The organism is Nocardia higoensis NBRC 100133, assembly GCF_000308595.1.
Classification (GTDB): domain Bacteria; phylum Actinomycetota; class Actinomycetes; order Mycobacteriales; family Mycobacteriaceae; genus Nocardia; species Nocardia higoensis.
The window spans coordinates 1-23,044 of record NZ_BAGA01000034.1 but is presented as its reverse complement, the minus strand read 5'-3'; the positions used below and the strand labels follow the sequence as shown (position 1 = coordinate 23,044).

Genomic DNA, 23,044 nt, shown 5'->3' with positions numbered 1-23,044 from the left:
CCGCCCATCGAACCCGGCTGTTCCGGTCGCGCCGTGGCCGGACATCCGAAACTAATTGCGGCGCAGCAGAGTCAGAGCCAAGGTCGCCAAGGCACCCGCACCGAAAGCGGCCGCACCGACCCCGCCGGAGAGTCCGCTGCGGACGCCCCTGGGCCGGATGACCGCGGGCGGGGGCGGCTCGATCTCGGCGGGCAACTCGTTCTCCGCCGTGGTCGCGGCCCAGGCGGTCGCGAACAGGATGATCCGGTAGGTGATGTAGCTGAACACCATCAGGCCGATGATGGAGCCGAAGGTCGCGCCCGCGGGGCTGTGCAGCACCGAGCGCAGGTAGATCGAGCCGACGAACTTGAACAGTTCGAAGGCCACCGCGCCGATCAGCCCCGCCTTGGCGGCGCTGGCCAGCGTGACCTTCGTGCGCGGCAGCCTGGCGATGGTCCAGACGAACACCGCCCAGGTCGCCAGCACGGCGAGCACGATCGACACCAGGCGCAGCAGCACGCCCATACCGAAGACGTCGCCGAGCCCGAGCGCGTCGACCACCCGCGCGCCGAGTCCGCCCGAGCCCACCGCCGACAGACCGAGCGAGAGCACGAGCGCCAGACCGAGGCCGATCAGCGCACCGAGGTCGGAGATCTTGGTGGTCAGGAAGTTGCCACCGTCGGGCAGGTTGCCTTCCCACTGCTCGGTGAGCGCCGCGCGGAGGTTCGCCATCCAGCCCAGCCCGGTCCACAGACCGGTCAGCAGGCCGAGGACGCCGACGGTGCCGCGCGATTCGACCGCCGAGTTCACCAGATCGTTGATCTGCGCGCCGAACTCGCCGGGCATGTTCTCGACGATCTTGGCCTGCAGGTCCTCGAACAGTTCCTGGTTGCCCGCCAGCACGAAGCCCGCGATCGCGAATGCCACCATCAGCAGCGGGAACAACGACAGCACGGTGAAATAGGTGATGCCGGCGGCATAGTGGTCACCGCGCCGGTCCCGGTACCGGCCCGCTGTCCGGATCAGATGCTTCAGCCACGGGCGATGGCCCACTTCCCGATCGATACGGGCCTTGACCTGGTCGACCACCTGCACCGCGCTCACCCCTTCGACGCCCGCCCTCGCACGAGTCGTACCCGGGCTAGGGAGCCAGGAAACCCACCCGGTCGTAGACCTGCGCGAGAGTGTTGCCGGCGATCTCGCGTGCCCGCGCCGCGCCGGCGGCGAGGATGCGGTCGAGTTCGCCCTGATCCGACAGATACTCTTCCACCTGCGCGCGCAGCGGGGTGACGAACTCGACCAATGCGTCGGCGACATCGGATTTCAGGTCGCCGTATCCCTTGCCCGCGTAGTCGCTTTCGAGAGTGACGATCGGGGTCGAGGTCAACGCGCCGAGGATCACCAGCAGATTGCTGACGCCCGGCTTGGCCTCCGGGTCGTAGCGGATCTCGCGTTCGGTGTCGGTGACCGCCGAGCGGATCTTCTTGGCGCTGACCTTCGGGTCGTCCAGCAGGTTGATCAGACCCGCGTCCGAGGCCGCCGACTTGCTCATCTTCGAGGTCGGATCCTGCAGGTCGTAGATCTTGGCGGTGCCCTTGACGATGTGCGCCTCGGGCACCACGAAGGTCTTCTTGAAGCGAGTGTTGAAGCGCTGGGCCAGATTACGGGTCAGCTCGAGGTGCTGGCGCTGATCCTCGCCGACCGGCACCTGATGGGCGCGGTAGAGCAGGATGTCGGCGGCCATCAGCACCGGGTAGGTGAACAGGCCGACGGTCGAGTTCTCGGCGCCCTGCTTGGCCGACTTGTCCTTGAACTGCGTCATCCGGCTCGCCTCGCCGAAGCCGGTGATGCAGGACAGCACCCAGGCCAGCTCGGCGTGCTCGGGCACCTGGCTCTGCACGAACAGCGTCGATCGCTTGGGGTCGATGCCGATGGCCAGCAGTTGGGCCGCGGCCGCCCTGGTGCGCGCCCGCAGCTCCTTGGGATCCTGGCTGACGGTGATGGCGTGCAGATCGGGGATGAAGTAGAGCGAGTCGTAGGTGTCCTGCATCCCTACCCAGTACTGCAGCGCCCCCAGATAGTTTCCGAGGTGGAAGGAGGCACTGGTCGGCTGGATCCCGGACAGCACACGCTGCTTGCGCTCCGCGGCCGGGGCTGATGCAGGACTGGACATACCCCTGATCTTCCCATGCCGCTCAAGCGGAATTTCGCTCCGCCCAGGTGCGCGGATCCACACCGGGCATGCTCGGCTGCCCGGTCCGCTGCAATCCGGCCTCGCGCTTGGCGGCGGTCTGGTACAGCGGCGCGCTGGGACCGCGCAGTGCGTTCTTCAGCGGGCGCACCGCGCGGACCGGCGTGCGGTGCACGGCCCGCACGCCGCGCGCGATCAGCTCGAACTGCCGCTGCTCACGCGAACCCCACTCCAGCCCGTACATCGCGCGGACCGCGGGCGGCAGGCTGCCCTGCACCAGCCGGTAGTACCCCACACTGACCTGCTGGGCCGACATCGGCAGCGGGTACGGAATGCGCTGGCCCATCAGGTAGGAGCCGACCAGCTCGGCCTCGTCGGTCAGATGCGGCTCGAGCGAGGCGATGTAGCCGTCGAAGCGCTCGCGGAAGCCGGCGTAGGTGTCCGGGGCGGCCGAGCGCGGCATGCCGAACAGCTCGCCCCAGGTGACATAGTCCTGGTAGAGGCCCTCGCGCTCGCCGTCGGTGAGCTCGCGGATCAGGATGTCGTGCATGACCTCGGCAGAGTCCATGGTGAAGGCCATCGTCCAGAACATCAGCTCCGGGTCCAGCGCCGAGTAGGGCGTGCCCGCCGGATTGTGCGGGCCGGCGTCCTCGGGTAGCTGCCCCTTGACCTTGACGTGCCGCTTGCCGGTGTAGGACAGCGCCCGGTCGGCCTCGGCCTTGCTGCCGAGGAAGACGGCCTCGAAGAGCCTGCCGGTGATGGCCAGCCGGGTGTACGGCGTGGTCCGGTGGTGGGTGTTCTCGGCGGTTCCCACGTACAGCAGCGGATGCACGGCGCCGATGACCAGCGCGCGCAGGCCGTAGGTGACGCCCACCGCACGCTTGCGCATGACCCGCCGGATCATCGAGTCGTCGGTGAAGTAGCCGGGCTCGGGAGAGCTCGGCGTATCCGGCCCGAGGTCGGTCAGTGGCGCGTGGGACATGGGAGAGCCTCCTCGTCGAGTCATCTGGAAATAGAATCCACCAGATGCGGGATTCTGGCAATACCCCATGCCAAAACTGCGCGATGCGGAAACGTGCCAGAATCGGACGGGTGACTGCGCAGCGGACCTACGGCGGCGTCTCCGCCGAGGAGCGCAGGGCTCAGCGGCGCACCGCGCTGCTCGACGCCGCGCTCGACATCATCGGCACCGAGGGACTCGGCAAACTCACCGTCTCCGGCCTGTGCGGCCGGGCCGGGCTCAACGAGCGCTACTACTACGAGAGTTTCGACAGCCGCGACGCCGTGCTGTCCGCACTGTTCGATCGCATCGCCGAGGAGCTGGCGCTCACCATCCTGGAGGCGCTGCGCGACACCACCGACGAGACGACCAGGGGCAAGGCGCACGCCGCCATCGCCGCGGGCATCCACGTGCTCACCGACGACCCCCGCAAGGCGCACGTGGCGCTGGTCGCGGGCATGGCCACCCCGGAGTTGCGGGCGCGCGGCAACCAGACCATCCGCGCATTCGCGCGCATGGTCGCCGCGCAGGGCATCGGCTTCTACGGCATCACCGATCCGCTGCCCGACGCGGTGATCGACTTCCGCGCGACCTACCTGGTCGGCGGCCTGGTGCACACGCTGACGTCGTGGTTGCACGGCGAGATCGCGCTCAGCCAGGACGAACTCGTCGAGCACACCACCGATGTCTTCGTCCTGCTCGGCGAGGATCTGGCCGGCCGCCTGCGCTGAGCCGCGCCGTGGTCAGTCGAGGGTGAGCTCGACCGTGCCCGCGACCGGATCGTCCTGCAGAATCACCAGGAACGCGACCTCACGACGACGCCAGTGGTCGGCGCAATCGCGCATCGCCTCCACGAACCACTCCCGCTCCTCGACCTGCTCGGCCAGCAACTCGGCGGCATCGCGGACCACCGCGACGTAACCGGCGGCCTCGCCGACGAAATCGTCGAGATCGCGCAGGCATTCGTCGAAGGCGTTCTTGTTGCCGCCGAAGTAGTAGGGGAACTGGAAGGCCGCCGCCCACTCGTCGAACACCCCGGCGACGGTGCGCATCCGGTCGCCGCGCAGCTCCCGCACCAGGAACCCGGCGGGCGCGCGGTAGCGCACCTCCGAGAGTTCCGGCGCGGTCACCGGCAAGGCGCCGAGCACCGGATGCGGGCCGGAGCCCGGCTCGGCGTCGACCGGGCGGGCGAGAAAACGCGAGAGCGGAAGGGGCATCAGCGCATCCTCGTGAATGTCTCGTAGTGGTCGCCGGTGTACCAGGCCGATCCGTCGCTGCCGGTGACGATGCGCTCGGCGTCGCGGGACCGGTTGCGCTGCTTGGGATTGACGTCCCACTCCTGATACGTGATCTGGTTGCCGGCGCTGTCGGTGAGCGGCAGATCCTTGTCGCGGTTCATGAAACGGTCCCCGCCCTTGGTGCCGGGCGCGTTCGCCGAATCCGGCCAGCGACCCGCGTCGATCTCGGCGAGCGTGTCGTAGGCGCGATCCGGGACACCCGCGACCCGTGCGCGGGACGTGACCGGGCTCGCCGGACCGGGTTTCGGCGCCGCCTTGCCGGTGGTCGTCGCGCCCGGGGCGGCGCTCGCGGTGGCGGCCGGGGTCGCGCCGGATGTGCTGTCCGCCGCGGTATCGTCGGCGCCCCGGGTGGTGAGCAGCGACAGCAGCAGCACCAGCGCGAGCGCGCCCAGTGCCGCGACCGCCTTGAGAACCTTCGGATTCATCGTGCGCTGGTCCTTCGCTCGTCGGCGCCCGGCGCGGACGCGGGGCCGTTCATCGATACTGCACGGTGACAGGCGCGTGGTCGGACCAGCGCTGATCGTAGGACGGCGCCCGCTCCACCACGGCCTGTTTCGCCCGCTCCGCGAGTTCGCCGCGGGCCAGCTGATAGTCGATGCGCCACCCGGAGTCGTTGTCGAACGCGCGGCCGCGATAGGACCACCAGCTGTACGGGCCGTCGACGCCGGGATGCAGGGTGCGCACCACGTCGACGTATCCGGCCGCGATCAGCTCGTCGATCCAGGCCCGTTCCTCGGGCAGGAATCCGGCCGAGGAGCGATTGCCCTTCCAGTTCTTCAGATCCCGCTCGGTGTGCGCGATGTTCCAGTCGCCGCTCACCACGAATTCCCCGGTCCTGGCCTTCAGGTAGGCGCCGAATTCGGCCATGAACCGGTACTTCTCGTCCTGGCGCGGGGTGCCCGCCTCACCGGAGTGCACGTAGACGCTGGCGACGGTCAGCTCGCCGAAGTCGGCTTCCACGTAGCGACCCGTCGCGTCGAACTCGGCGCTGCCGAAGCCGATCCGCACCGCGTCGGGCGCGCGCCTGGACAGGATCGCGACGCCGGCCCGGCCCTTGGCGCTCGGCTCGGCGGCGGTCAGGATCCAGCCGTCGTCGAGCGCGGGTGCCAGCGCGGCGCGGGTCTGCTCGTCGGTGGCGCGGGTCTCCTGCACGCACACGAAGTCGGCTTCGGTGGCCGCGAGCCAGGCGAGCATTCCCTTGCCCGCGGCGGCCCTGATCCCGTTGGCGTTGATCGTTGAGACAATGTTCGGCACTGTCCGACCGTACAATGCAGGTCAGATGTACCTGCCCCGGACCACGCGGTCCAGGAAGGGGTGCTGACGATGACGTCCGACACCTCCCGCCCGTCCGACAAGGCCCGCCCCGCCGATATCGCCAGGCGCGCCGACGACTTCGATTCCGCCGACTTCGACCCGGCCGCCGCGGACGAGACCGGGCCCGAGAAGTCCGCCGGGCAGAACATCCGCCGCGGCGCCGACCAGCCGGTCGCGATGAAGGCACTGCACATCGGCTCGGGCGACCCGCTGCTGTTGCTGCACGGCTTCATGCTCTCGCCGCACTGCTGGGAGCAGACCGCGACGCTGCTCGGCTCGCACTGCGAGGTGTTCGCGCCCGCACTGGCCGGGCACTGGGGCGGCCCGGAGGCCATCGGCGACACCGTCGATATCGCCGCCCTGGCCGACGAGGTGGAACGACAGCTCGATGAGATGGGTTGGCGGACCTGCCATATCGCGGGCAACTCGCTGGGCGCCTGGGTGGGAGTGGAGCTGGCCCGGCGCAACCGGGCCCGCACGCTGACTCTGATCGCGCCCACCGGCGGCTGGAATGTGCCCTCGCTGACCCAGTTCCGGGTCGCGCTGAAATTTCTGTCACTGGTGCCGCTGGCGCATCTGGGCAGGAAGCTGGCCGGCTTCACCGCGCGCAACCCGTTCTCGCGGCGGGTGGCGCTGTTCGTGGTGGCCAAGAATCCGTCGGCGGTCTCGCGACGCGACGCGACGGCGGCCATCACCGCGGCCGTCAACTGCCGGGCGATGATGCCGCTGATCCGGGGCAGCTTGCGCGCCCCGCTCCCCGGCGACCTGGCCGAGCTGAAGACGCCGGTCCGACTGCTGCTGGCCGAGTACGACCGGTTCATCCCCAACCGGGTCTACGCGCAGCGTTACCTGAGGGAACTGCCCGACTCGGCCGACCGCATCCTGGTCAACCGGGTCGGGCACGTCCCCATGCTGGAGGCGCCGGATCGGATCGCCACCCTGATCGCCGAGCACGTCTACGCCAGCCGCAACAGGCTGCGCGCGGTCTGACGCACCCGGCTCACCCGCGTCGGGTCAGGAGTCCGCCTGGTCTTCTTCACCACGGGCACGACGCTCGTAGGCGGCGCGCGCTTCCTTGTCGATGTCGCCGAGGAAGGCTTCCTTCATGCCGAACTTCTCGCCCAGCGCGTCGAGGATCTTGTTGGGCACGTAGTACTGCAGGTTCGCCAGCCGGCCCGCCAGCTTGGTGACCGCGACCCGGCGCTGCGGCTTGACGATCAGCCCGGCCACCGCGTCGGCGATCTCCTCCGGCTCGGCATTGCGCACACCCTTGGCGCCCTTGGTGCCCGCGACCAGTTCGGTGTTGGTGAACGTGGGCGCCACCGAGGAGAACTCGACGCCGGTGCCGCGGTATTCGGCGTAGAGGGCGTCGGTCATGGTGAGCACCGCGGCCTTGCTGCCGCCGTAGGTGGCCAGGCCCGGGGTGGCGAGCACGCCGGCCAGCGAGGCGATGTTGATGACGTGCCCGGAGCCGCGCGGCAGCATCCGCTGGGCGGCCAGCTTGCTGCCGAGCACCACACCGTAGATGTTGATGTCGATCATGCGGCGGGAGACGCGGTCCGGCTCCTCGTGGAAGTGGCCGACCGGCATGATGCCCGCGTTGTTGACCAGCACATCGATCGGTCCGAGCACGCGCTCGACCTGGTCGAGGAAGGCCTCGAAGCTCTCCGGGTCGGTGACGTCGAGCTTGCCGTAGACCTCGAGACCCAGCTCGGCGCCGGACTCCTTGACCTTGGCCTCGTCGACGTCGCCGATGGCGACCTGCGCGCCGAGGTCACGCAGCTTGCGCGCGGTGGCGAAGCCGATGCCACGCGCGCCGCCGGTGATGACGACGACCTTGCCCGCGATACGTGCGGCTGAACTCATTGTGTGTATGCCTTTCTCAGTGCTCGCCGTGCTCAGCGGCCGAGCAGGCCCTTGGCGATGTGGGTGACCTGGATCTCGTTGCTGCCCGCGTAGATCATCAGCGACTTGGCGTCGCGGGCGAGCTGTTCGACGCGGTATTCGCTCATGTAGCCGTTGCCGCCGAAGAGCTGTACCGCCTCCATGGCCACGTCGGTGGCGACCTCGGAGGAGTAGAGCTTCATCGCCGAGGCCTCGGCCAGCGAGAGGGGCTTGCCCGCGCGGCCGCGCTCGATGACGTTGAACACCATGTTGCGGACGTTGACGCGGGCGATCTCCATCTTGGCCAGCTTGAGCTGCACCAGCTGGAACCGGCCGATCTCCTGGCCCCACAGCTTCCGGTTCTTGGCGTAGTCCACGCAGAGCCGGTGGCATTCCTCGATGATGCCCAGTGCCTGGAAGGTGACGCCGACGCGCTCGGCGACGAAGTTGGTGCGCGCGGACTCGCGGCCGTCGCCGCCGCGGTGCTCCTCGGTCTCGCCGAGCAGCCGGTCGCGGCCGAGGCGGACGTTGTCGAAGAACAGTTCACCGGTGGGCGAGCTGTGCAGGCCCATCTTCTTGAACGGCTTGCCCTGGGTGAGGCCTTCCATCCCCTTGTCCAGCACGAAGGTCAGCACCTTGCGATCGCGCTTGTCCACGCTCGCGTCGCCCTCGTCGAGCTTGGCGTAGACGACGATGACGTCGGCGAACGGGCCGTTGGTGATGAAGGTCTTCTGGCCGTTGAGGATGTAGTCCTCGCCGTCGCGGCGGACGTAGGTCTTCATGCCGCCGAAGGCGTCGGAGCCGGAGTCGGGTTCGGTGATCGCCCAGGAGGCGACCTTCTCCATGGTCACCAGCTCGGGCAGCCAGCGCTTCTTCTGCGCCAGCGTGCCGCGCGACTGGATGGTCGCCGCGCCCAGGCCGGTGCTCACGCCCAGCGCGCTGACCAGGCCGAGACAGACCCCGGACAGTTCACTGACCAGCACGGCCATCATCGACTGCTGCTCGGCGGCCGCGGCCGACGCACTCTCGGCCTTCTCGGCGCCCTCGGCCGAGCCCGCGGCCTCGGCTTCTTCGGCGGCCAGCGCCTTCTCCAGCGAATCGGTCGCCATCGCGGCGATGCCGAACTCGGCGAACAGCTTGGTCAGGATCGGGTAGGGCAGCATCTCGCCGCTGTCGAGGGCATCGAGGTTCGGGCGGATCTCCCGGTCGATGAAGGCGCGTACGGCGTCGCGGACCATCAGATCGGTCTCGGACCATTCGAACATCGTCGTTCACTCCTGTCGCAGTGCCACTCGGCCCCCGGCCGGGCGCGCCGGAACCCGGGGACCGGACGGCACCGGAACCGGATGACCCGGACCACATCGTCCGGCTCGGCGTATCGAGCTGCAACAAACGTACAGAGCTGCATGTAACTGCGCAACGGTTCGGCCGATTCGCCGCGCGTTCGCCGACGACAGGGGGGCGCCGGCCGTTTCGGCGCTCAGCCGACGATCGTCTCGGCGGTCAGCCGCAGCAACGCCGAGGCCCGCTGCCAGCGCCGGTGGGCGCGTTCGGTGTCGGAGTCGCCCCACGCGGCGATGAGGATGCCGCGCAGGGCATCCATCGCGGTGAAGACGAAATCGCGGGCGTCCTTGCGGCGCACCTCGTCGGGCACGAAGCGTTCCACCGCGGTCAGCACCGCGTTGTTGACGAACGGCTCGACCTCGTCCATCGCCGCCGCCAGTACCGGGTCGGTGCGCCCGGCCACCCACAGCTCGACGGTCGCGGTGAACAACCGGTCCTGGTGCAGTTCCCACAGGAAGTTCAAGGTGGCGTCGACGCGCTCGGCGTCCGGCGGCACCTCCGAGATCTCCCGGAGCACCGCTTGCACCCGGCGCTGGGCGAGATGGTTGATCGCGGCCACCACCAGATCGGTCTTGGACCCGAAATGGTGCACCTGCGCGCCGCGCGTGACCCCCGCGCGCTCGGCCACCCGGGGCGTGGTCGTGCCCGCGTAGCCGTAGTCGACGAGGCAGTCGATGGTGGCGTCGAGCAGGCGAGTGCGCATCTCGCTGCTGCGCTGCTCCTGGGTGCGCCGCCGCGGCCTGCCGGACGCGGTCGTGGTCATCCGGCGATCCTACAGCTTACGTACACTTCTGTATGTAACTGCGTCTAGGTTCGGCGCCGGGCCGCCCACACGGTGGCGCCGAACAGCGCGAGACCGCTCACCGCCAGCACCGTGCCCACCATCGCGGGCGCGGTGTAGCCGAAGCCCGCGGCGATGACCAGCCCGCCCAGCCAGGCTCCCGCCGCATTGGCGATGTTCAGCGCCGCGTGATTGAGCGCGGCGGCCAGGGTCTGCGCGTCGGCGGCCACATCCATCAACCGGGTCTGCAGGCCGGGTGTGAGCGCCGCCCCGGAGGCGCCGACCAGGAAGGCCCCGATGCTCGCGGTCAGCGGGTGATGGGCGGCGAGCACGAACCCGGCGAGCACGACGATCATCACGACCAGGCCGAGCAGGATCGACCGGTCCACGCCCCGGTCGGCCAGTACGCCGCCGGCCACATTGCCGACGATCATGCCGAGTCCGAACAGCGCCAGCACCAGCGGCACCGTCGCGGCCGACATCCCTGCCACGTCGGTCAGCGTGGTCGCGATGTAGGTGTAGACGGCGAACATGCCGCCGAAGCCGACCGCGCCGACCAGCAGCGTGGCCAGTACCTGCGGCCTGCGCAGGGCGCCGAGCTCGGTCCTCGGGTCGGTCGCGACGTATCCGGTGAGTTCCGGGACGTACCGGCTCAGCGCCGCCACCGTCGCCGCGCCGATCAACGCGACCAGGACGAACGCCCCGCGCCAGCCGTAGTGCTGACCGAGCCAGGTGGCCGCCGGCACCCCGACCACATTGGCGATGCTGAGCCCGAGCATCACGGCGGCCACCGCCTTGGCCCGTTGTCCCGCCGGTGCGAGCGTGGCCGCCGCCAGCATGGCGACACCGAAGTACGCGCCGTGCGGCAGCCCGGCGACGAAGCGCGCGATCACCAGCGCCGGGAAGGCCGGGGCGAGCACGGTGGCGACATTGCCCAGGGTGAAGGCCACCATCAGCGCCAGGAGCAGGCGCTTGCGCGGCACTCGCGCGCACAGTGCGGCGATCAGCGGCGCACCGGCCACCACACCGAGCGCGTACGCCGAGACGGCATGGCCCGCGGTCGGCTCCGACACCGAGAAGGCGGCCGCGATATCGGGTAGCAGGCCCATGATGACGAATTCGGTGGTGCCGATGCCGAACCCACCGGCCGCCAGCGCGAGCATGGCGGGCACGTGCCAGGTGGTGCGTGGTGCGAGGGCCGTCTCCGCGGCGGCGGCCTCGACGGCCGCGGAGCCCGCGCATCCGGCGGCGGCAGGACCGGCGCCCGCAGGACCCCCGTCGACGGGACCAACGTCGACGGGACCCAGGCCGACGGGACCGGAGTCGGCAGGACCGACGTCGACAGGGGCAGCGCCGGCAGGACCGGTCGTCACGGGGCGGTTCACGTGTCCATGTAACCGGCGCGTCCGCGCGGCTGCTTCCCGAGCGCGAGTGAGTTCGGCCACCCACGCCGCGCCGGACCCGCTCCCGCCGCGCGCACACGGCCTCCGATCCCGGCCGGGAAACAGATCGGGCACCCGTGCCACCGTGTCGACGGCGGGGCGGGTGCCCGGTTCATCCGGCGCCGGGTTCGTGTGCCCGGCGCCGGCCGGGGCGGGACCGGTCGGTCCGCCCCGCGATCGGCTCAGCGCAGCGCGCGAGCCAGGTTGGTGTCGAGCGCGCCGAGGAATTCCTCGGTGCTCAGGTAGCCCTGGTCGCCGCCGACGAGCAGCGCGAGGTCCTTGGTCATCTGACCACCCTCGACGGTCTTGATGACGACGTCCTCCAGGGTCTGCGCGAAGCCGATCACCTCGGGGGTGTTGTCGAGTTTGCCGCGATGCTCGAGGCCACGGGTCCAGGCGAAGATCGACGCGATCGGGTTGGTCGAGGTCGGCTTGCCCTGCTGGTGCTGGCGGTAGTGCCGGGTGACCGTGCCGTGCGCGGCCTCGGCCTCACAGGTGCGGCCGTCCGGGGTCAGCAGCACCGAGGTCATCAGACCCAGCGAACCGAAGCCCTGCGCGACGGTGTCGGACTGCACATCGCCGTCGTAGTTCTTGCAGGCCCAGACGTAACCGCCCTCCCACTTCATGGAGGAGGCGACCATGTCGTCGATCAGCCGGTGCTCGTAGGTCAGGCCGGCCGCGTCGAACTGGCTCTTGAACTCGGCGTCGAACACCTCCTGGAAGGTGTCCTTGAACATGCCGTCGTAGGCCTTGAGGATGGTGTTCTTCGTCGACATGTACACCGGGTAGTTCTGCTGCAGGCCGTAGTTGAACGAGGCCCGCGCGAAGTCCTCGATGGACTTGCGGAAGTTGTACATGCCCATCACGACGCCGCCGTCCTCGGGCATCTTCACGACCTCGTGGACGATCGGCTCGCTGCCGTCGTCGGGGGTGAAGGTGATGGTGACGGTGCCGGCCTGGAAGACCTTGAAGTCGGTGGCGCGGTACTGGTCGCCGAAGGCGTGACGGCCGATGATGATCGGCTTGGTCCAGCCCGGAACCAGACGCGGGACGTTAGAGATGATGATGGGGGCGCGGAAGATCGTGCCGCCGAGGATGTTGCGGATCGTGCCGTTGGGCGAGCGCCACATCTTCTTGAGACCGAATTCCTTGACGCGGGCCTCGTCCGGCGTGATCGTGGCGCACTTGACGCCGACGCCGTGACGCTTGATGGCCTCGGCCGCGTCGATGGTGACCTGGTCGTCGGTCTTGTCCCGGTATTCGATGCCCAGGTCGTAGTACTCGAGATTCACATCGAGATACGGGTGGATCAGCTTGTCCTTGATGAACTGCCAGATGATCCGGGTCATCTCATCACCGTCGAGTTCGACGACGGTGCCTTCAACCTTGATCTTGGACATGGATCTTCGTGTCCTCCTAGGATGGTGCCCTCATTGCACGGCCAGGCGAACACGCTTGTGAGCGGACCCCAGCTGTTCAACAGACAACGTATATGCCCCGCATTGTCTGCGGGACACGTGGTGCAAACAAGACGAGCGTACTGGTTCCGGGAGTCTCACCGCTCGGGGAGGGTGCCTTGTGCGGACACTGTGATGGTTACCGGCAAGTAGCTTTCGAGTGACTCAGCACACATCGTCCATGATGGCACCCAGGGGTGGATTTCGGCCGTGAACCGATTGCCCGTTACCATGACGATCAGGTCATGAGCGCCAGCGTCAAGCCCCGGCTCGCTGGTCGGCAACCCTCCAGCCCGCGGTGGGGTGCTCCGGGTGATGACCGGGTTCCCGAAGGACGGGAGCAAACGCCGGCAGGAGGTCGCACGAGATGAGCGAGTGGTCCAGGTGACCGTGCGCACCGATCCCGACCGCTGCCCGTCCGCCACCGGAGCCGATCTGTTGCCGCCGCCGGACGGCACCCTCGGCGTGATTCCCATCGGCGATGTCACGGTGGAGAGCGGTGCCGTCGTCCCCGACGTGCGACTCGCCGTGCAACGCTGGGGCGAACTCTCCCCCACGCTCGACAACGTGGTGCTCGTCGAGCACGCCCTGACCGGCGACTCGCACGTCGTCGGCAACCCCGACGCGATCCACAAACTTCCCGGCTGGTGGGACGGCATGGTGGGCCCCGGCGCACCGATGGACACCGACGAGTGGTGCGTCGTCTCGACCAATGTGCTCGGCGGCTGCCAGGGCAGCACCGGCCCGTCCTCGATCGCCCCGGACGGCAAGCCGTGGGGTTCGCGCTTCCCGGCGATCTCCATCCGCGATCAGGTGACCGCCGAGGCCGCGCTGCTCGACCTGCTCGGCGTGCGGCGCCTGGCCGCCGTGGTCGGCGGGTCGATGGGCGGCATGCGGGTGCTCGAATGGATGGTCGGCGCTCCGGATCGCGTGGCGTCCGCGCTGGTCCTGGCCGTCGGCGCACGGGCCACCGCCGATCAGATCGGCACCCAGACCACCCAGATCGCCGCGATCACCGCCGACCCGGACTGGCAGGGCGGCGACTACCACGGCACCGGCCGCGCCCCGCTGACCGGCATGGGCATCGCGCGCCGCATCGCGCACCTCACCTACCGCACCGAAGGCGAGCTCGACGCCCGCTTCGCCAATCAGGCCCAGAACGGCGAGGACCCCTACGACGGCGGCCGCTGGGCGGTGCAGAGCTATCTCGACCACCAGGCCACCAAGCTGGCCAAGCGCTTCGATCCGGCCACCTACGTGCTGCTCACCGAGGCCATGAACCGCCACGACGTCGGCCGCGGCCGCGGCGGCATCGAGGCCGCCCTGCGCGCCACCCCGGTGCCGTGCGTGGTCGGCGGCGTCGACTCCGACCGCCTCTACCCGCTGCACACCCAGCAGGAACTCGCCGACCTGCTGCCCGGCTGCGACGGCCTCGAGATCGTGCTCTCCCGCGACGGCCACGACGGCTTCCTCACCGAGACCGAAGCCGTCGGCCAACTGCTCGTCGAGACGATGCGACTGGCCAGGGAGAACCGCTGACAGATCTTTCCCGCGCGCCGAGCCGAGCTCGGCGCGTCGGTCAGCCCACGCCGAGGGTGTTGATGGTCACCGCGAGGAACACGATCGACGACCCGAGCAGGGTCAGCGCCCCCACGTCGAACGGCTTGCTGCGCACCGCGAGCAGACCCACCTGAACGGTCGGCAGGCACAAGCGCAACGCCGCCCCCAGCAACGCCGCGCCGCCGAAGATGAGCGCCCCGCGCCGCCACCGGTCCGAGGCCACGAACACCACCGCCACCAGCACCACCAGTCCCACCGCCACCATCGGCAGATTTCCGCGCAGGAATCGCCCGGCCCGGCCGCCCTGGGATTCGGTGGAAGCGTCGACGTCCATCACCCCCGAGATTCTTCCAGACGCCGCCATGTCCCCCACATCGGCGGAACAGCCGGCCGCGCCACGGTGGCGCACACTTCCGCACCGGCGAGGTGATCGGCAGGCCCCGCCGCCGACGGATTCCGCAGGCCCCGCCCTCGACGGGTTCGGCCGATCCTGCGCCGAGCGATCCCGGCGGCCCGGCGACGGTGGCGCCTGATTGACTGGCATGTGTGTTCCATCTGATGTTCCACGAGCCGTGCATTCCCCCGAACACCGGCAACGCGATCCGGATGGTGGCCGGGACCGGATGCGAACTGCACCTGATCGAGCCGCTGGGCTTCGACCTGTCGGAGGCGAAGCTGCGGCGGGCCGGGCTGGACTACCACGATCTGGCGAGTGTGACCGTGCACGCGAGTCTCGCGGCGGCGTGGGAGGCGCTGACGCCGCGGCGGGTGTTCGCGTTCACCACCTCGGGCGCCTCCCGATACACCGACATCGCCTACGAAGCCGGTGACGTGCTGCTGTTCGGGACCGAGCCGACCGGCCTGCCCGCGGAGGTGCTGGCCGATCCGCACATCACCGAGCAGGTGCGGATCCCGATGCTGCCGGGGCGGCGGTCGATGAATCTGTCCAACGCGGCCGCGGTCACGGTCTACGAGGCGTGGCGCCAGCACGGGTTCCCCGGCGCGATCTGAGCCGTTCGGCTACGCGTCGATCTCGAAGCGCTTGTGGCGCGAGGTCGCGCCCGCGGTGAGGCGTACCGCCGAGCGGGGGACGCCGAAGTGGGCCGCGAGGAGTTCGACGGCGGCCTTGTTGGCCTTGCCTTCGACGGCGGGCGCGCGGACGTAGAGGGTGAGCGTGCCGTCCTCGGCGGTTTCGACGAGCGGGCCCTTACGACTGTTCGGTTTGATCGTCGCCCGCACCACGGTCGGCGGCACCGGAACCTCCTGTCGTCTCGGGCTTCTCGTCGGCGGGCTCGGCGGCGACCCCCGCACCGGAGTCATCGCCGGCGTCGGCCGCTGTCCGTTCAGGCGCGTTTCTCGAGGACGCGGTCTCCGCGGACCCGGTTCTCGCCGACTCGGTTTTCGGCGGTCCGTTCTCCGCGGGCACGGGCTGCTCGGCTCCGGCGGGCACGGACGCCGTGCGCGCGGAACTGCCGGGCGCAGCCGGGCTCTCGGTCCGCGCCGCGTGCCGGTGTGCGGCCGGTCGGGGACGGCGGAGCAGCCGGCGCCCGAACCAGCCGAGCGCGCCGAGCACGAGGAGGAAGCCGAGCCACGGAATCGCCCTGCCCGCGAACACGATCGCGTCCTGCAACCAGTCGATCAGGGAGTTCCAGCCCGCCACCAGGCCGTCGAGGAAGTTGTCGGGCCCGGCGCCGGAGCCGTTGCCGGGGGCGGTGATCGAGATGGTGAGGGTGGACAGCGCGACCTGGTCGTCGAGGCGGCGCTGCTGGGCGGTGAGGCTGTCGAGTTCGCCCTGGCGGCTGCTGAGCGCCTCTTCGGCGTCGATCAGGTCCGCGGTGCTGCTCGCGGTCGCGATCAGCGCCCGCAGGCGGTCGACGGAGGCTTGGAGCGCGTTGATGCGGGCGTCGAGATCCTCCCACTGCATGGTCACGTCGTCGCGGTTGGTGCTCACCCGGGTGATCTCGCCGACGCCGCCGAGTCCGTCGACGAAGGCGTCGCTGCGGTCGGCGGGGACCCGCACGGTGAGCGTGGCCGATGGGTCGGTGTCGTCGGTGCCGGGTTGTTCGGTGCGACTGTCGATCCGGCCGTCCAGAGCACGGACCTGCTCGGCGACCCGGCCCGCGGCGGCGACCGGGTCGGCGGAGGTGATGTCGACGCTGCCGGTGATCACTTCCTTGCGTTCCACGCCCGCGGCCGGGGCGCTGTCGGACGGCGACGGCGCCTGCTCCCGCAGTCCGGGGGAAATCGCGGGCGCGGCGGTGCCCATGTCCGTTCGGGCGGGCGCGCCACCGCTGCTGCCGTCGTCGCTGCCACAGGAGACGAGCAGTACCGACCCGAGCAGGGCCACAGACATGACCGCGAGCTTGCGCATGAACGCAGCGTAGCGGCCGGATCGGGAAAGCCGAACCACTCGAGTACATCCCGCCGTCGCGACCGGCCGGGCACGCCGCCCCGGACGGCGTGAACGCTCGCTGCGCCGACACCGATCCTCGTCCCCCGATGTCTTGCGGGCGCTGGGCATCCAGCGAGGCCGAAGCACGCCACAGCGCCGATGACGGCCGTTACGCGGCGCGTTCGATCGCCCGCAACCGGACTCGCGCGGATGCCCGATGACTCAGCAACCGGCGCATCAGCGACGGAGCGGGTGGTTCGTGGCGGGCGGACCAGGTGCGCAGCGCCTCGGCCAGCGCGGGGCCGTAGCCGATGGTGACGGCATAGCGATCGGCCGCGGACTCGGCGCCGCGCGAATACGCCGCGCGCGCCAGGGGTTCGACGGCCAGCAGCACGGCGAACACGACGACGCCCGGCAGGCCGAGCCGGTGCCCGGAGGCGAACAGCAGCGCCGGCAACAACAGCGAGACGAGCGCGGCGCGCACCGGCAGGGCGTAGGAGCCGAGCGCGTCGAGCGGTTTGCCGAGCAGGGCGAGCAACCGCCACAGCACCGTGCCCGGCCAGGCGCACCAGTCCCGGCACAGCCGAAGCCGGGGGTCGGCGCCCGCGTGGTGGCCGAGCGACTGGGCGAGCAGCGCCCGGATCTGCGGGGCGGGCAGATGCTCGAGCGCCCAGGTGGTGACGGCGAGGGCGCGGGCGGGAGCGGCGTGCGCGCTGACCCGGTCGGTGTCCTGCACCCAGAGCGGATAGTGCTCGCCCGGCACGCCGGAATCCTCGGCGACGGTGCGCCATTCGCGGTTCAGGCGCAGTGCTTCGGCGGTGTCGGGACGGCGGTAGTCGTGCAGGATCGTGCCGGCCTTCTCCCGTTCCGGGGCGTACCAGGCGACCCAGACCAGCGCCACCCCGTACAGCAGCCACGCGCCACCCACCGCCAGCACGGCCCAGGAGCCCCACAGGGCACCCGCCGTGCCCGCGATCAGCAAGCTGAGCAGGACGGTCGGCAGCGTCAGCACCGACGCGACGATCACAGACACGAAGGATTATCGTACGGATCGCCGAACCGGGTGAGCACCGAGTTCGCGGCCGCGTCAACGGAAATCACGGGAGGTCGCGGCCACGCTCAGCCGCAGTTGCTCCACATGTTCGGCCGTCACGCTGACCGCCCCCTCGGCGTTCTGCACCCGCCCGCGCACCAGCAGCGCCGAAGCCCCTTGTGCCAGTGCCCGATAACGCTTCCACAGGCCGGGCGAGCAGGCGACGTTCACCATCCCGGTCTCGTCCTCCAGATTGAGGAAGGTGACACCGCCCGCCGTCGCCGGGCGCTGCCGGTGGGTGACCGCACCGCCGACCAGGACACGGGAACCGTCGGGGACGTCGAGCAGCCCGGCGGCTGGGATCACCCCGAGTGCGTTCATCCGTTCCCGCAGGAACTCGGTCGGATAGCTGCCGGGCGAGACGCCCGTGGCCCACACGTCGGCGGCGGCCAGTTCCAGCGCGCTCATGCCGGGCAGTGCCGGCGCGACGGTGGCCGCGCCGGTGCCGGGCAGGCGGTTCGCCCGCTCCCCGGCCGCCGCGCCCGCCGCCCACAGCGCCTCGCGCCTGCTGATGCCGAGGCTGTCGAGCGCGCCCGCGGTGGCCAGCGATTCCGCTTGCGCGACGGTGAGTTCCACGCGACCGGTGAGGTCGAGGAAGGAGGTGTAGGGGCCGCCCGCGCGGGCCGCGACGATGCGTTCGGCCAGGTCCTCGCCGAGATGACGGACCGCGGCCAGCCCCAGCCTGATCTCGGTGCCCTCGGCCTCCAGGGTGGCTTCGGCGAGACCGGCGTTGATATCGGGACCGTGCACCCGCACCCCGTGCCTGCGCGCGTCGGCCACCAGCGATTGCGGCGAGTAGAAGCCCATCGGCTGGGCGCGCAGCAGCCCGGCGCAGAACGCGGCGGGATGGTGCAGCTTGAACCAGGCCGAATAGAACACCAGCGCCGCGAAGCTCTGCGAATGGCTTTCCGGGAAGCCGAAATCGGCGAAGGCGTAGAGCTTGTCGTAGATGCGGTCGGCGACCTCGCCGGTGATTCCGTGCAGCTCGGCCATCCCCTGATAGAGACGGCCCTTCAGCCGCTCCATCCGTTCCGGCGAGCGTTTGGACCCCATCGCGCGGCGCAGCTGGTCGGCCTCGGCGGCGCTGAATCCGGCGATGTCGACGGCCATCTGCATGAGCTGTTCCTGGAACAGCGGCACGCCGAGGGTGCGACCGAGCGAATTCGCCAGCGCCGGATGGTCGTAGGTGACCTCCTCGGTGCCGTTGCGGCGGCGGATGTAGGGGTGCACCGAGCCGCCCTGGATGGGCCCGGGCCGGATCAGCGCGACCTCGACCACCAGGTCGTAGAACTCGCGCGGCTTCAACCGGGGCAGGGTCGCCATCTGCGCCCGCGACTCCACCTGGAACACCCCGACCGAATCCGCCCGCGAGAGCATCTCGTAGACGGCGGGCTCCTGCAGGTCGAGTTCGTGCAGCCGCACCTCGATGCCCTTGTGCTCACGCACCAGATCGATCATGTAGTGCAGCGCCGAGAGCATGCCGAGGCCGAGCAGGTCGAACTTCACCAAGCCCACGGCAGCACAGTCGTCCTTGTCCCATTGCAGGACGCTGCGCCCGGGCATGCGCGCCCATTCCACCGGGCAGACATCGGCGATGGGCCGGTCGCAGATCACCATGCCGCCGGAGTGGATGCCCAGATGCCGGGGCAGTCCCTCGATATCGGCGGCCAGGCGCAGCACCGGCTCGGGGATGTCGGTGCCGGTCTCGGCGCCCACCCCGGTCCAGCGGCTGACCTGCTTGCTCCAGGCGTCCTGCAGGCCGGGCGGGAAACCGAGCGCCTTGGCCGCATCGCGCACCGCCGACTTGCCCCGGTAGGTGATCACGTTCGCCACCTGCGCGGCGTATTCGCGCCCGTAGCGGGCGTAGACGTGCTGGATCACCTCCTCCCGGCGATCGGATTCGATGTCGACGTCGATATCGGGCGGGCCGTCACGCTCCGGGGAGAGGAATCGCTCGAACAGCAACTCGTTGGCGACCGGATCGACGTTGGTGATGCCGAGTGCGAAGCAGACCGCGGAGTTGGCGGCCGACCCTCGGCCCTGGCACAGGATGGTGTTGCGCTCACAGAAGCCGACGATGTCGTGCACCACGAGGAAGTAGCCCGGGAAGCCGAGCCTGGTGATGACGTCGAGTTCGTGCTCGATCTGGCGGTAGGCGGGCGGGGCGGCGTGCGGGGGCCCGTATCGGCGGGCCGCCCCGCGCAGGGTCAGCTCCCGCAGCCAGGAGTTCTCGTCGTGGCCGTCCGGCACCTCGAACGGCGGCAGTTGCGGGGCGATCAACCGCAGGTCGAAGGCGCATTCGCGGGCGAGTTCGGCGGCTCGGGCGACCGCGCCGGGGCACTGCGCGAAAAGCCGGGCCATCTCCGCGCCGGACCGAAGGTGCGCGCCGCCGGTCGGGGCCAGCCAGCCCGCCGCCTCGTCCAGGCTGCGCCGCGCCCGGACCGCGGCCAGCGCCATCGCCCGGTGCCGTTGGCCGGGGCCGGCGAAATGCGCGCCGGTGGTGGCCAGGACCGGCAGGCCGACACGGTCGGCGAGCGCGACGAGCAGGGCGTTGCGTTCGTCGTCCTCGGGGATGCCGTGGTGGGTGAGTTCCACGCTCACCCGGTCCGCGCCGAACCGGTCGACGAGATCGCGCAACGCCGCCTCGGCACGGGGCAGGCCGGTGTCGCCGCCGGCCAGGTCCGCGGCGAGTGCGGAGCGCAGGTGGCCCTTGCGGCAGCCGGTGAGAATGTGCCAGTGCCCGCCCGCGGCGGCGGTCAGCCGGTCGTAGTCGTAGCGGAGGATGCCCTTCTCCCCCGCCGCCAGGTGCGCGGCGGCGATCTCGCGGGAGAGCCTGCGGTAGCCCTCCTGCCCTCGGGCCAGCACCAGCAGATGCGGGCCGGGCGGATCGGGGTCGCCGGTGCGCGGCGCGGAGTCGGGTGCCACGGCCGACGTCGCGGGACCGGAGCGCGGCTCGGCACCGGGAGACGATGCCGCACCGGAGAACAGCGCCGAACCGGACAGAGTCCGCCCGCCGCGGGGCGGTGCCGGCTCGGCGGGGGTGCTCGCCCCCAGGGACAGTTCGGCGCCGAAGACCGTGGCGATGCCCCATTCCTGGGCCGCTTCGGCGAAGCGCACGGTGCCGTAGAAACCGTCGTGATCGGTGAGGGCGATGGCTTCCAGGCCGAGCCGCACGGCCTCCTCGACCAGTTCCTCCGGCGTGCTCGCGCCGTCGAGGAAGCTGTAGGCCGAGTGCGCGTGCAACTCGGCGTAGGCGACCGTGGGACTCTCGGCGGCGGCGATCGGCGCGGGCCGATAGGGCTCGCGGCGCGGCGACCAGGCCGGGCTGTCACCGCCGTCGCCCTGGGCGGCGGCATGCCTGCCCGGGCGCCCGGAGAGCACCCGTTCCAGTTCCGACCACGAGGGCGGGCCGGAGTCCCAGGCCACGGCCGCGCTCCTACGCGCTGCGCAGGCGCTGGGTCGCGCCCGCGTGCACGGCTTCCTCGACCCGGTCCAGACCGGTGCGGATCAGCTCGCCGTAGGCGTCTTCGGAGAGGATGCGCAGATGCCCGCGAGCGATGGCCAGCTGCATGCGCGCGGCGTCGAAATCGCCGACGCGGCGATGACTGTCGGCCAGGTTCAGATACAGCGAGGGCAGGAAGCAGCGCATCCCCTCGTCCAGGGCGACGCCGGGGCTGAAGATGGCCGCCAGCGCGCGCTGGTCCCAGGCCAGCGCCTCGAAGTCGTCGTCCTGGAGGACGGCCAGGTGATGGGCGACCACGCAGCGCTGTAGCGGCGCCGCGACGGGATCGAGCTCGTCCCACAGCGCCCCGAGCGACTTGCGCGCCGCCTCCGGGTTATCGCTGCCGAGCCGCACCGCGGCAAAGATGTCCGCCATCCGATCGTCCGCCATGCGCACGAGTATCGCACATATGTTCGAAGGTTTCGAGCCGCATTCGAGGGCATTCTCACCTCGGTTTCCGATGACGCCGGCAACGAAACAGCAAGCCCGGTGGACAGGCCTCCCGGCCACCCCGGAACCCCGCCCGGCCGGGGGTGCGCATGGGCAGAATGGAGAGGCGGACCCCTTGGCGTCGAACTTACTTTGGAGTAAGTTCGAGCCCGGCAGGCAGCCGTTCCGGCCGTCTCATCCGTTCGACGAGGAGCGATCATGGCCCCAGCTGCGCAGCACCGGCGAGACCTCGCGGGTAGGCACGTGCTCGTCACCGGCGCCTCCTCCGGCATCGGCCGGGCCGCCGCCGTGCTGATCGCCGAGCACGGTGCCACCGTGTTCCTGCTGGCCCGCCGCGGCGAGGAGCTCGTCACCGCCGTGGAGGAGATCCGCGCTGCGGGCGGCGCCGCGTACGGCTACCAGTGCGATGTCACCGACGCCGAATCCGTCGAACACACCATGAAGACGATCCTCGACGAGCACGAGCGCGTGGACATGCTGGTCAACAACGCCGGTCGCAGCATCCGTCGCGCCATCCACCGCTCCACCGACCGCCTGCACGACTACGAGCGCACCATGGCGGTCAACTACTTCGGCGCGCTGCGGGTCACCTTCGCGGTGCTGCCGGGCATGCGCGAGCGCGGGTTCGGCCACATCGTGCAGATCAGCAGCGCGGGCGTGCAGGCCACCACGCCCCGGTTCTCCGCTTACCTGGCCAGCAAGGCCGCGCTGGACAAGTTCACCGAGGTGGCGGCGGTGGAGACGATGGCCGACGGGGTCACCTTCACCACCATCCACATGCCGCTGGTCCGCACGCCGATGATCGCCCCCACCGGCAGGCAGGGCCCCTCCCGGTCGCCGGAATGGGCGGCCGCGCTCATCGTGCGCGCCCTGGTGGAACGGCCGCGCCGCATCGACGTGCCGCTCGGCACCGTCGCCGAGTTCGGGGCGCTGCTCGCCCCCAGGGTGCGCGACTTCGTGCTGCACCAGTACTACCGCGCGATCCCCGATTCCCCGGCCGCCAAGGGCGCCGCCGACGCCGAGCCGCAGACCGAGATCCCCGCCGCCCGCCCCGCCCGGCTCACCCGCCGTTCCGGCGCCCGCTGGGTCACCGGCACCGCGCTGCGCCGGGCGGTCAATCTGGTGCCCGGCGTCTACTGGTAGACCGGCGCCCGGCCCGCACCGCTACGGTGGGGTGTCCGAGTGCATCGTTGTCCGGGAGGCGTCTTGCGGTTCGTCGTTCGCGTACTGGCCGTCGTGATCGTCGCGCTCTGCGGGTTCGCGCCGCTCGCGCCGGCCGCGCTCGCCGCACCGGAACCCGCGCTCGACGAGACCACCGCCCGCCGCGTCGACGAACTGCTCGCGATACGCGCCGCCT

The 23,044-nt window shown here is 70.5% G+C and carries 22 protein-coding genes and 1 riboswitch; of the genes, 5 read left to right on the top strand and 17 right to left on the bottom strand.

What is annotated here, in order from left to right:
• Positions 1 to 51 precede the first annotated feature (51 nt).
• The 3 genes from yhjD to ON26_RS04355 are packed head-to-tail and all read right to left on the bottom strand — an operon-like array spanning position 52 to position 3,152.
• Positions 52 to 1,074 (bottom strand): inner membrane protein YhjD, encoded by a 1,023-nt coding sequence (gene yhjD, locus ON26_RS04365; RefSeq protein ID WP_040794692.1) that lies wholly within the window; start codon positions 1,072 to 1,074, stop codon positions 52 to 54.
• 46 nt (positions 1,075 to 1,120) lie between these two features.
• Positions 1,121 to 2,152 (bottom strand): tryptophan--tRNA ligase, encoded by a 1,032-nt coding sequence (trpS, locus tag ON26_RS04360; protein ID WP_040794662.1) that lies wholly within the window; start codon positions 2,150 to 2,152, stop codon positions 1,121 to 1,123.
• A gap of 22 nt (positions 2,153 to 2,174) precedes the next feature.
• Positions 2,175 to 3,152, bottom strand: a complete 978-nt coding sequence (locus tag ON26_RS04355; protein WP_051026667.1) for an oxygenase MpaB family protein — start codon at positions 3,150 to 3,152, stop codon at positions 2,175 to 2,177.
• Between the two features lie 110 nt (positions 3,153 to 3,262).
• Between ON26_RS04355 and ON26_RS04350 the strand changes: the two genes are divergently transcribed.
• Entirely contained in the window at positions 3,263 to 3,901 is a 639-nt protein-coding gene (locus ON26_RS04350; RefSeq protein ID WP_040794661.1) for a TetR/AcrR family transcriptional regulator, read from the top strand.
• A gap of 12 nt (positions 3,902 to 3,913) precedes the next feature.
• Here ON26_RS04350 and ON26_RS04345 read toward each other — a convergent pair whose 3' ends face one another.
• The 3 genes from ON26_RS04345 to ON26_RS04335 are packed head-to-tail and all read right to left on the bottom strand — an operon-like array spanning position 3,914 to position 5,662.
• Entirely contained in the window at positions 3,914 to 4,387 is a 474-nt protein-coding gene (locus ON26_RS04345; RefSeq protein ID WP_040794660.1) for a barstar family protein, read from the bottom strand.
• A complete protein-coding gene (locus ON26_RS04340) occupies positions 4,387 to 4,893 on the bottom strand; it encodes a guanyl-specific ribonuclease (protein ID WP_040794659.1) in 507 nt (168 codons plus the stop codon). Before ON26_RS04340 ends, ON26_RS04345 begins: the two co-directional genes overlap by 1 nt.
• A 49-nt stretch (positions 4,894 to 4,942) precedes the next feature.
• On the bottom strand, positions 4,943 to 5,662 hold the full coding sequence (locus ON26_RS04335) for an exodeoxyribonuclease III (protein ID WP_245545720.1): 720 nt from the start codon (positions 5,660 to 5,662) through the stop codon (positions 4,943 to 4,945).
• A 129-nt stretch (positions 5,663 to 5,791) separates the two neighbouring features.
• On the opposite strand from ON26_RS04335, the gene ephH reads away from it, so the two are divergent.
• A complete protein-coding gene (ephH, locus tag ON26_RS04330; RefSeq protein ID WP_083883726.1) occupies positions 5,792 to 6,772 on the top strand; it encodes an epoxide hydrolase EphH in 981 nt (326 codons plus the stop codon).
• Between the two features lie 24 nt (positions 6,773 to 6,796).
• On the opposite strand, the gene ON26_RS04325 is transcribed toward ephH, so the two are convergent.
• The 5 genes from ON26_RS04325 to ON26_RS04305 form a co-directional block, all read right to left on the bottom strand.
• Positions 6,797 to 7,648 carry an SDR family oxidoreductase gene (locus tag ON26_RS04325; protein WP_040794657.1) on the bottom strand — a complete coding sequence of 284 codons (852 nt, stop codon included), beginning with the start codon at positions 7,646 to 7,648 and terminating at the stop codon, positions 6,797 to 6,799.
• Positions 7,649 to 7,680: 32 nt separating this feature from the next.
• Positions 7,681 to 8,931: an acyl-CoA dehydrogenase family protein gene (locus tag ON26_RS04320; RefSeq protein ID WP_040794656.1), complete on the bottom strand. Its 1,251-nt coding sequence runs from the start codon at positions 8,929 to 8,931 to the stop codon at positions 7,681 to 7,683.
• A 215-nt stretch (positions 8,932 to 9,146) separates the two neighbouring features.
• On the bottom strand, positions 9,147 to 9,773 hold the full coding sequence (locus ON26_RS04315) for a TetR/AcrR family transcriptional regulator (protein WP_040794655.1): 627 nt from the start codon (positions 9,771 to 9,773) through the stop codon (positions 9,147 to 9,149).
• 44 nt (positions 9,774 to 9,817) lie between these two features.
• The gene (locus tag ON26_RS04310; protein WP_040794689.1) at positions 9,818 to 10,954 is read right to left on the bottom strand and encodes an MFS transporter; all 1,137 of its coding nucleotides are present in this window, start codon (positions 10,952 to 10,954) and stop codon (positions 9,818 to 9,820) included.
• A 461-nt stretch (positions 10,955 to 11,415) separates the two neighbouring features.
• Positions 11,416 to 12,633, bottom strand: coding sequence for an NADP-dependent isocitrate dehydrogenase (locus ON26_RS04305; protein WP_040794654.1), 1,218 nt, complete (start codon positions 12,631 to 12,633; stop codon positions 11,416 to 11,418).
• A gap of 298 nt (positions 12,634 to 12,931) precedes the next feature.
• A riboswitch (SAM riboswitch) is annotated at positions 12,932 to 13,043 on the top strand.
• On the opposite strand from ON26_RS04305, the gene metX reads away from it, so the two are divergent.
• Positions 13,006 to 14,229, top strand: coding sequence for a homoserine O-acetyltransferase MetX (metX, locus tag ON26_RS04300; protein ID WP_157171782.1), 1,224 nt, complete (start codon positions 13,006 to 13,008; stop codon positions 14,227 to 14,229). It overlaps the preceding riboswitch by 38 nt.
• Positions 14,230 to 14,269: 40 nt before the next feature.
• On the opposite strand, the gene ON26_RS04295 is transcribed toward metX, so the two are convergent.
• On the bottom strand, positions 14,270 to 14,584 hold the full coding sequence (locus ON26_RS04295) for a DUF3017 domain-containing protein (protein ID WP_051026659.1): 315 nt from the start codon (positions 14,582 to 14,584) through the stop codon (positions 14,270 to 14,272).
• A gap of 212 nt (positions 14,585 to 14,796) precedes the next feature.
• On the opposite strand from ON26_RS04295, the gene ON26_RS04290 reads away from it, so the two are divergent.
• A complete protein-coding gene (locus tag ON26_RS04290; RefSeq protein WP_040794653.1) occupies positions 14,797 to 15,261 on the top strand; it encodes a tRNA (cytidine(34)-2'-O)-methyltransferase in 465 nt (154 codons plus the stop codon).
• A 9-nt stretch (positions 15,262 to 15,270) separates the two neighbouring features.
• Here the strand turns inward: ON26_RS04290 and ON26_RS04285 are convergent, their stop codons facing one another.
• The 5 genes from ON26_RS04285 to ON26_RS04265 all read right to left on the bottom strand — a co-directional run bounded on the left by ON26_RS04285 (position 15,271) and on the right by ON26_RS04265 (position 21,627).
• Positions 15,271 to 15,504, bottom strand: coding sequence for a DUF167 domain-containing protein (locus tag ON26_RS04285; RefSeq protein WP_245545717.1), 234 nt, complete (start codon positions 15,502 to 15,504; stop codon positions 15,271 to 15,273).
• Entirely contained in the window at positions 15,458 to 16,621 is a 1,164-nt protein-coding gene (locus tag ON26_RS04280; protein WP_083883722.1) for a DUF4349 domain-containing protein, read from the bottom strand. The genes ON26_RS04285 and ON26_RS04280 overlap by 47 nt, the downstream gene beginning before the upstream one ends.
• Before the next feature lie 190 nt (positions 16,622 to 16,811).
• A complete protein-coding gene (locus ON26_RS04275) occupies positions 16,812 to 17,675 on the bottom strand; it encodes a M48 family metalloprotease (protein WP_083883721.1) in 864 nt (287 codons plus the stop codon).
• A 54-nt stretch (positions 17,676 to 17,729) separates the two neighbouring features.
• On the bottom strand, positions 17,730 to 21,161 hold the full coding sequence (locus ON26_RS04270) for an error-prone DNA polymerase (protein WP_040794651.1): 3,432 nt from the start codon (positions 21,159 to 21,161) through the stop codon (positions 17,730 to 17,732).
• A 10-nt stretch (positions 21,162 to 21,171) separates the two neighbouring features.
• On the bottom strand, positions 21,172 to 21,627 hold the full coding sequence (locus tag ON26_RS04265) for a hypothetical protein (RefSeq protein WP_040794650.1): 456 nt from the start codon (positions 21,625 to 21,627) through the stop codon (positions 21,172 to 21,174).
• A gap of 258 nt (positions 21,628 to 21,885) precedes the next feature.
• Here ON26_RS04265 and ON26_RS04260 point away from each other — a divergent pair, with 258 nt between their 5' ends.
• A complete protein-coding gene (locus ON26_RS04260) occupies positions 21,886 to 22,830 on the top strand; it encodes an SDR family NAD(P)-dependent oxidoreductase (RefSeq protein WP_040794649.1) in 945 nt (314 codons plus the stop codon).
• The last annotated feature ends 214 nt before the right edge of the window (positions 22,831 to 23,044 follow it).

Bases quoted from the DNA above. Each gene is read 5' to 3' on its own strand.
- trpS (WP_040794662.1), bottom strand. From the start codon at position 2,152: ATGTCCAGTCCTGCATCAGCCCCGGCCGCGGAGCGCAAGCAGCGTGTG.
- ON26_RS04355 (WP_051026667.1), bottom strand. From the start codon at position 3,152: ATGTCCCACGCGCCACTGACCGACCTCGGGCCGGATACGCCGAGCTCT.
- ON26_RS04345 (WP_040794660.1), bottom strand. From the start codon at position 4,387: ATGCCCCTTCCGCTCTCGCGTTTTCTCGCCCGCCCGGTCGACGCCGAG.
- ON26_RS04340 (WP_040794659.1), bottom strand. From the start codon at position 4,893: ATGAATCCGAAGGTTCTCAAGGCGGTCGCGGCACTGGGCGCGCTCGCG.
- ON26_RS04335 (WP_245545720.1), bottom strand. From the start codon at position 5,662: ATGCTCGCCTGGCTCGCGGCCACCGAAGCCGACTTCGTGTGCGTGCAG.
- ephH (WP_083883726.1), top strand. From the start codon at position 5,792: ATGACGTCCGACACCTCCCGCCCGTCCGACAAGGCCCGCCCCGCCGAT.
- ON26_RS04325 (WP_040794657.1), bottom strand. From the start codon at position 7,648: ATGAGTTCAGCCGCACGTATCGCGGGCAAGGTCGTCGTCATCACCGGC.
- ON26_RS04320 (WP_040794656.1), bottom strand. From the start codon at position 8,931: ATGTTCGAATGGTCCGAGACCGATCTGATGGTCCGCGACGCCGTACGC.
- ON26_RS04315 (WP_040794655.1), bottom strand. From the start codon at position 9,773: ATGACCACGACCGCGTCCGGCAGGCCGCGGCGGCGCACCCAGGAGCAG.
- ON26_RS04310 (WP_040794689.1), bottom strand. From the start codon at position 10,954: ATGCTCGCGCTGGCGGCCGGTGGGTTCGGCATCGGCACCACCGAATTC.
- ON26_RS04305 (WP_040794654.1), bottom strand. From the start codon at position 12,633: ATGTCCAAGATCAAGGTTGAAGGCACCGTCGTCGAACTCGACGGTGAT.
- metX (WP_157171782.1), top strand. From the start codon at position 13,006: ATGACCGGGTTCCCGAAGGACGGGAGCAAACGCCGGCAGGAGGTCGCA.
- ON26_RS04295 (WP_051026659.1), bottom strand. From the start codon at position 14,584: ATGGACGTCGACGCTTCCACCGAATCCCAGGGCGGCCGGGCCGGGCGA.
- ON26_RS04280 (WP_083883722.1), bottom strand. From the start codon at position 16,621: ATGCGCAAGCTCGCGGTCATGTCTGTGGCCCTGCTCGGGTCGGTACTG.
- ON26_RS04265 (WP_040794650.1), bottom strand. From the start codon at position 21,627: ATGGCGGACGATCGGATGGCGGACATCTTTGCCGCGGTGCGGCTCGGC.
- ON26_RS04260 (WP_040794649.1), top strand. From the start codon at position 21,886: ATGGCCCCAGCTGCGCAGCACCGGCGAGACCTCGCGGGTAGGCACGTG.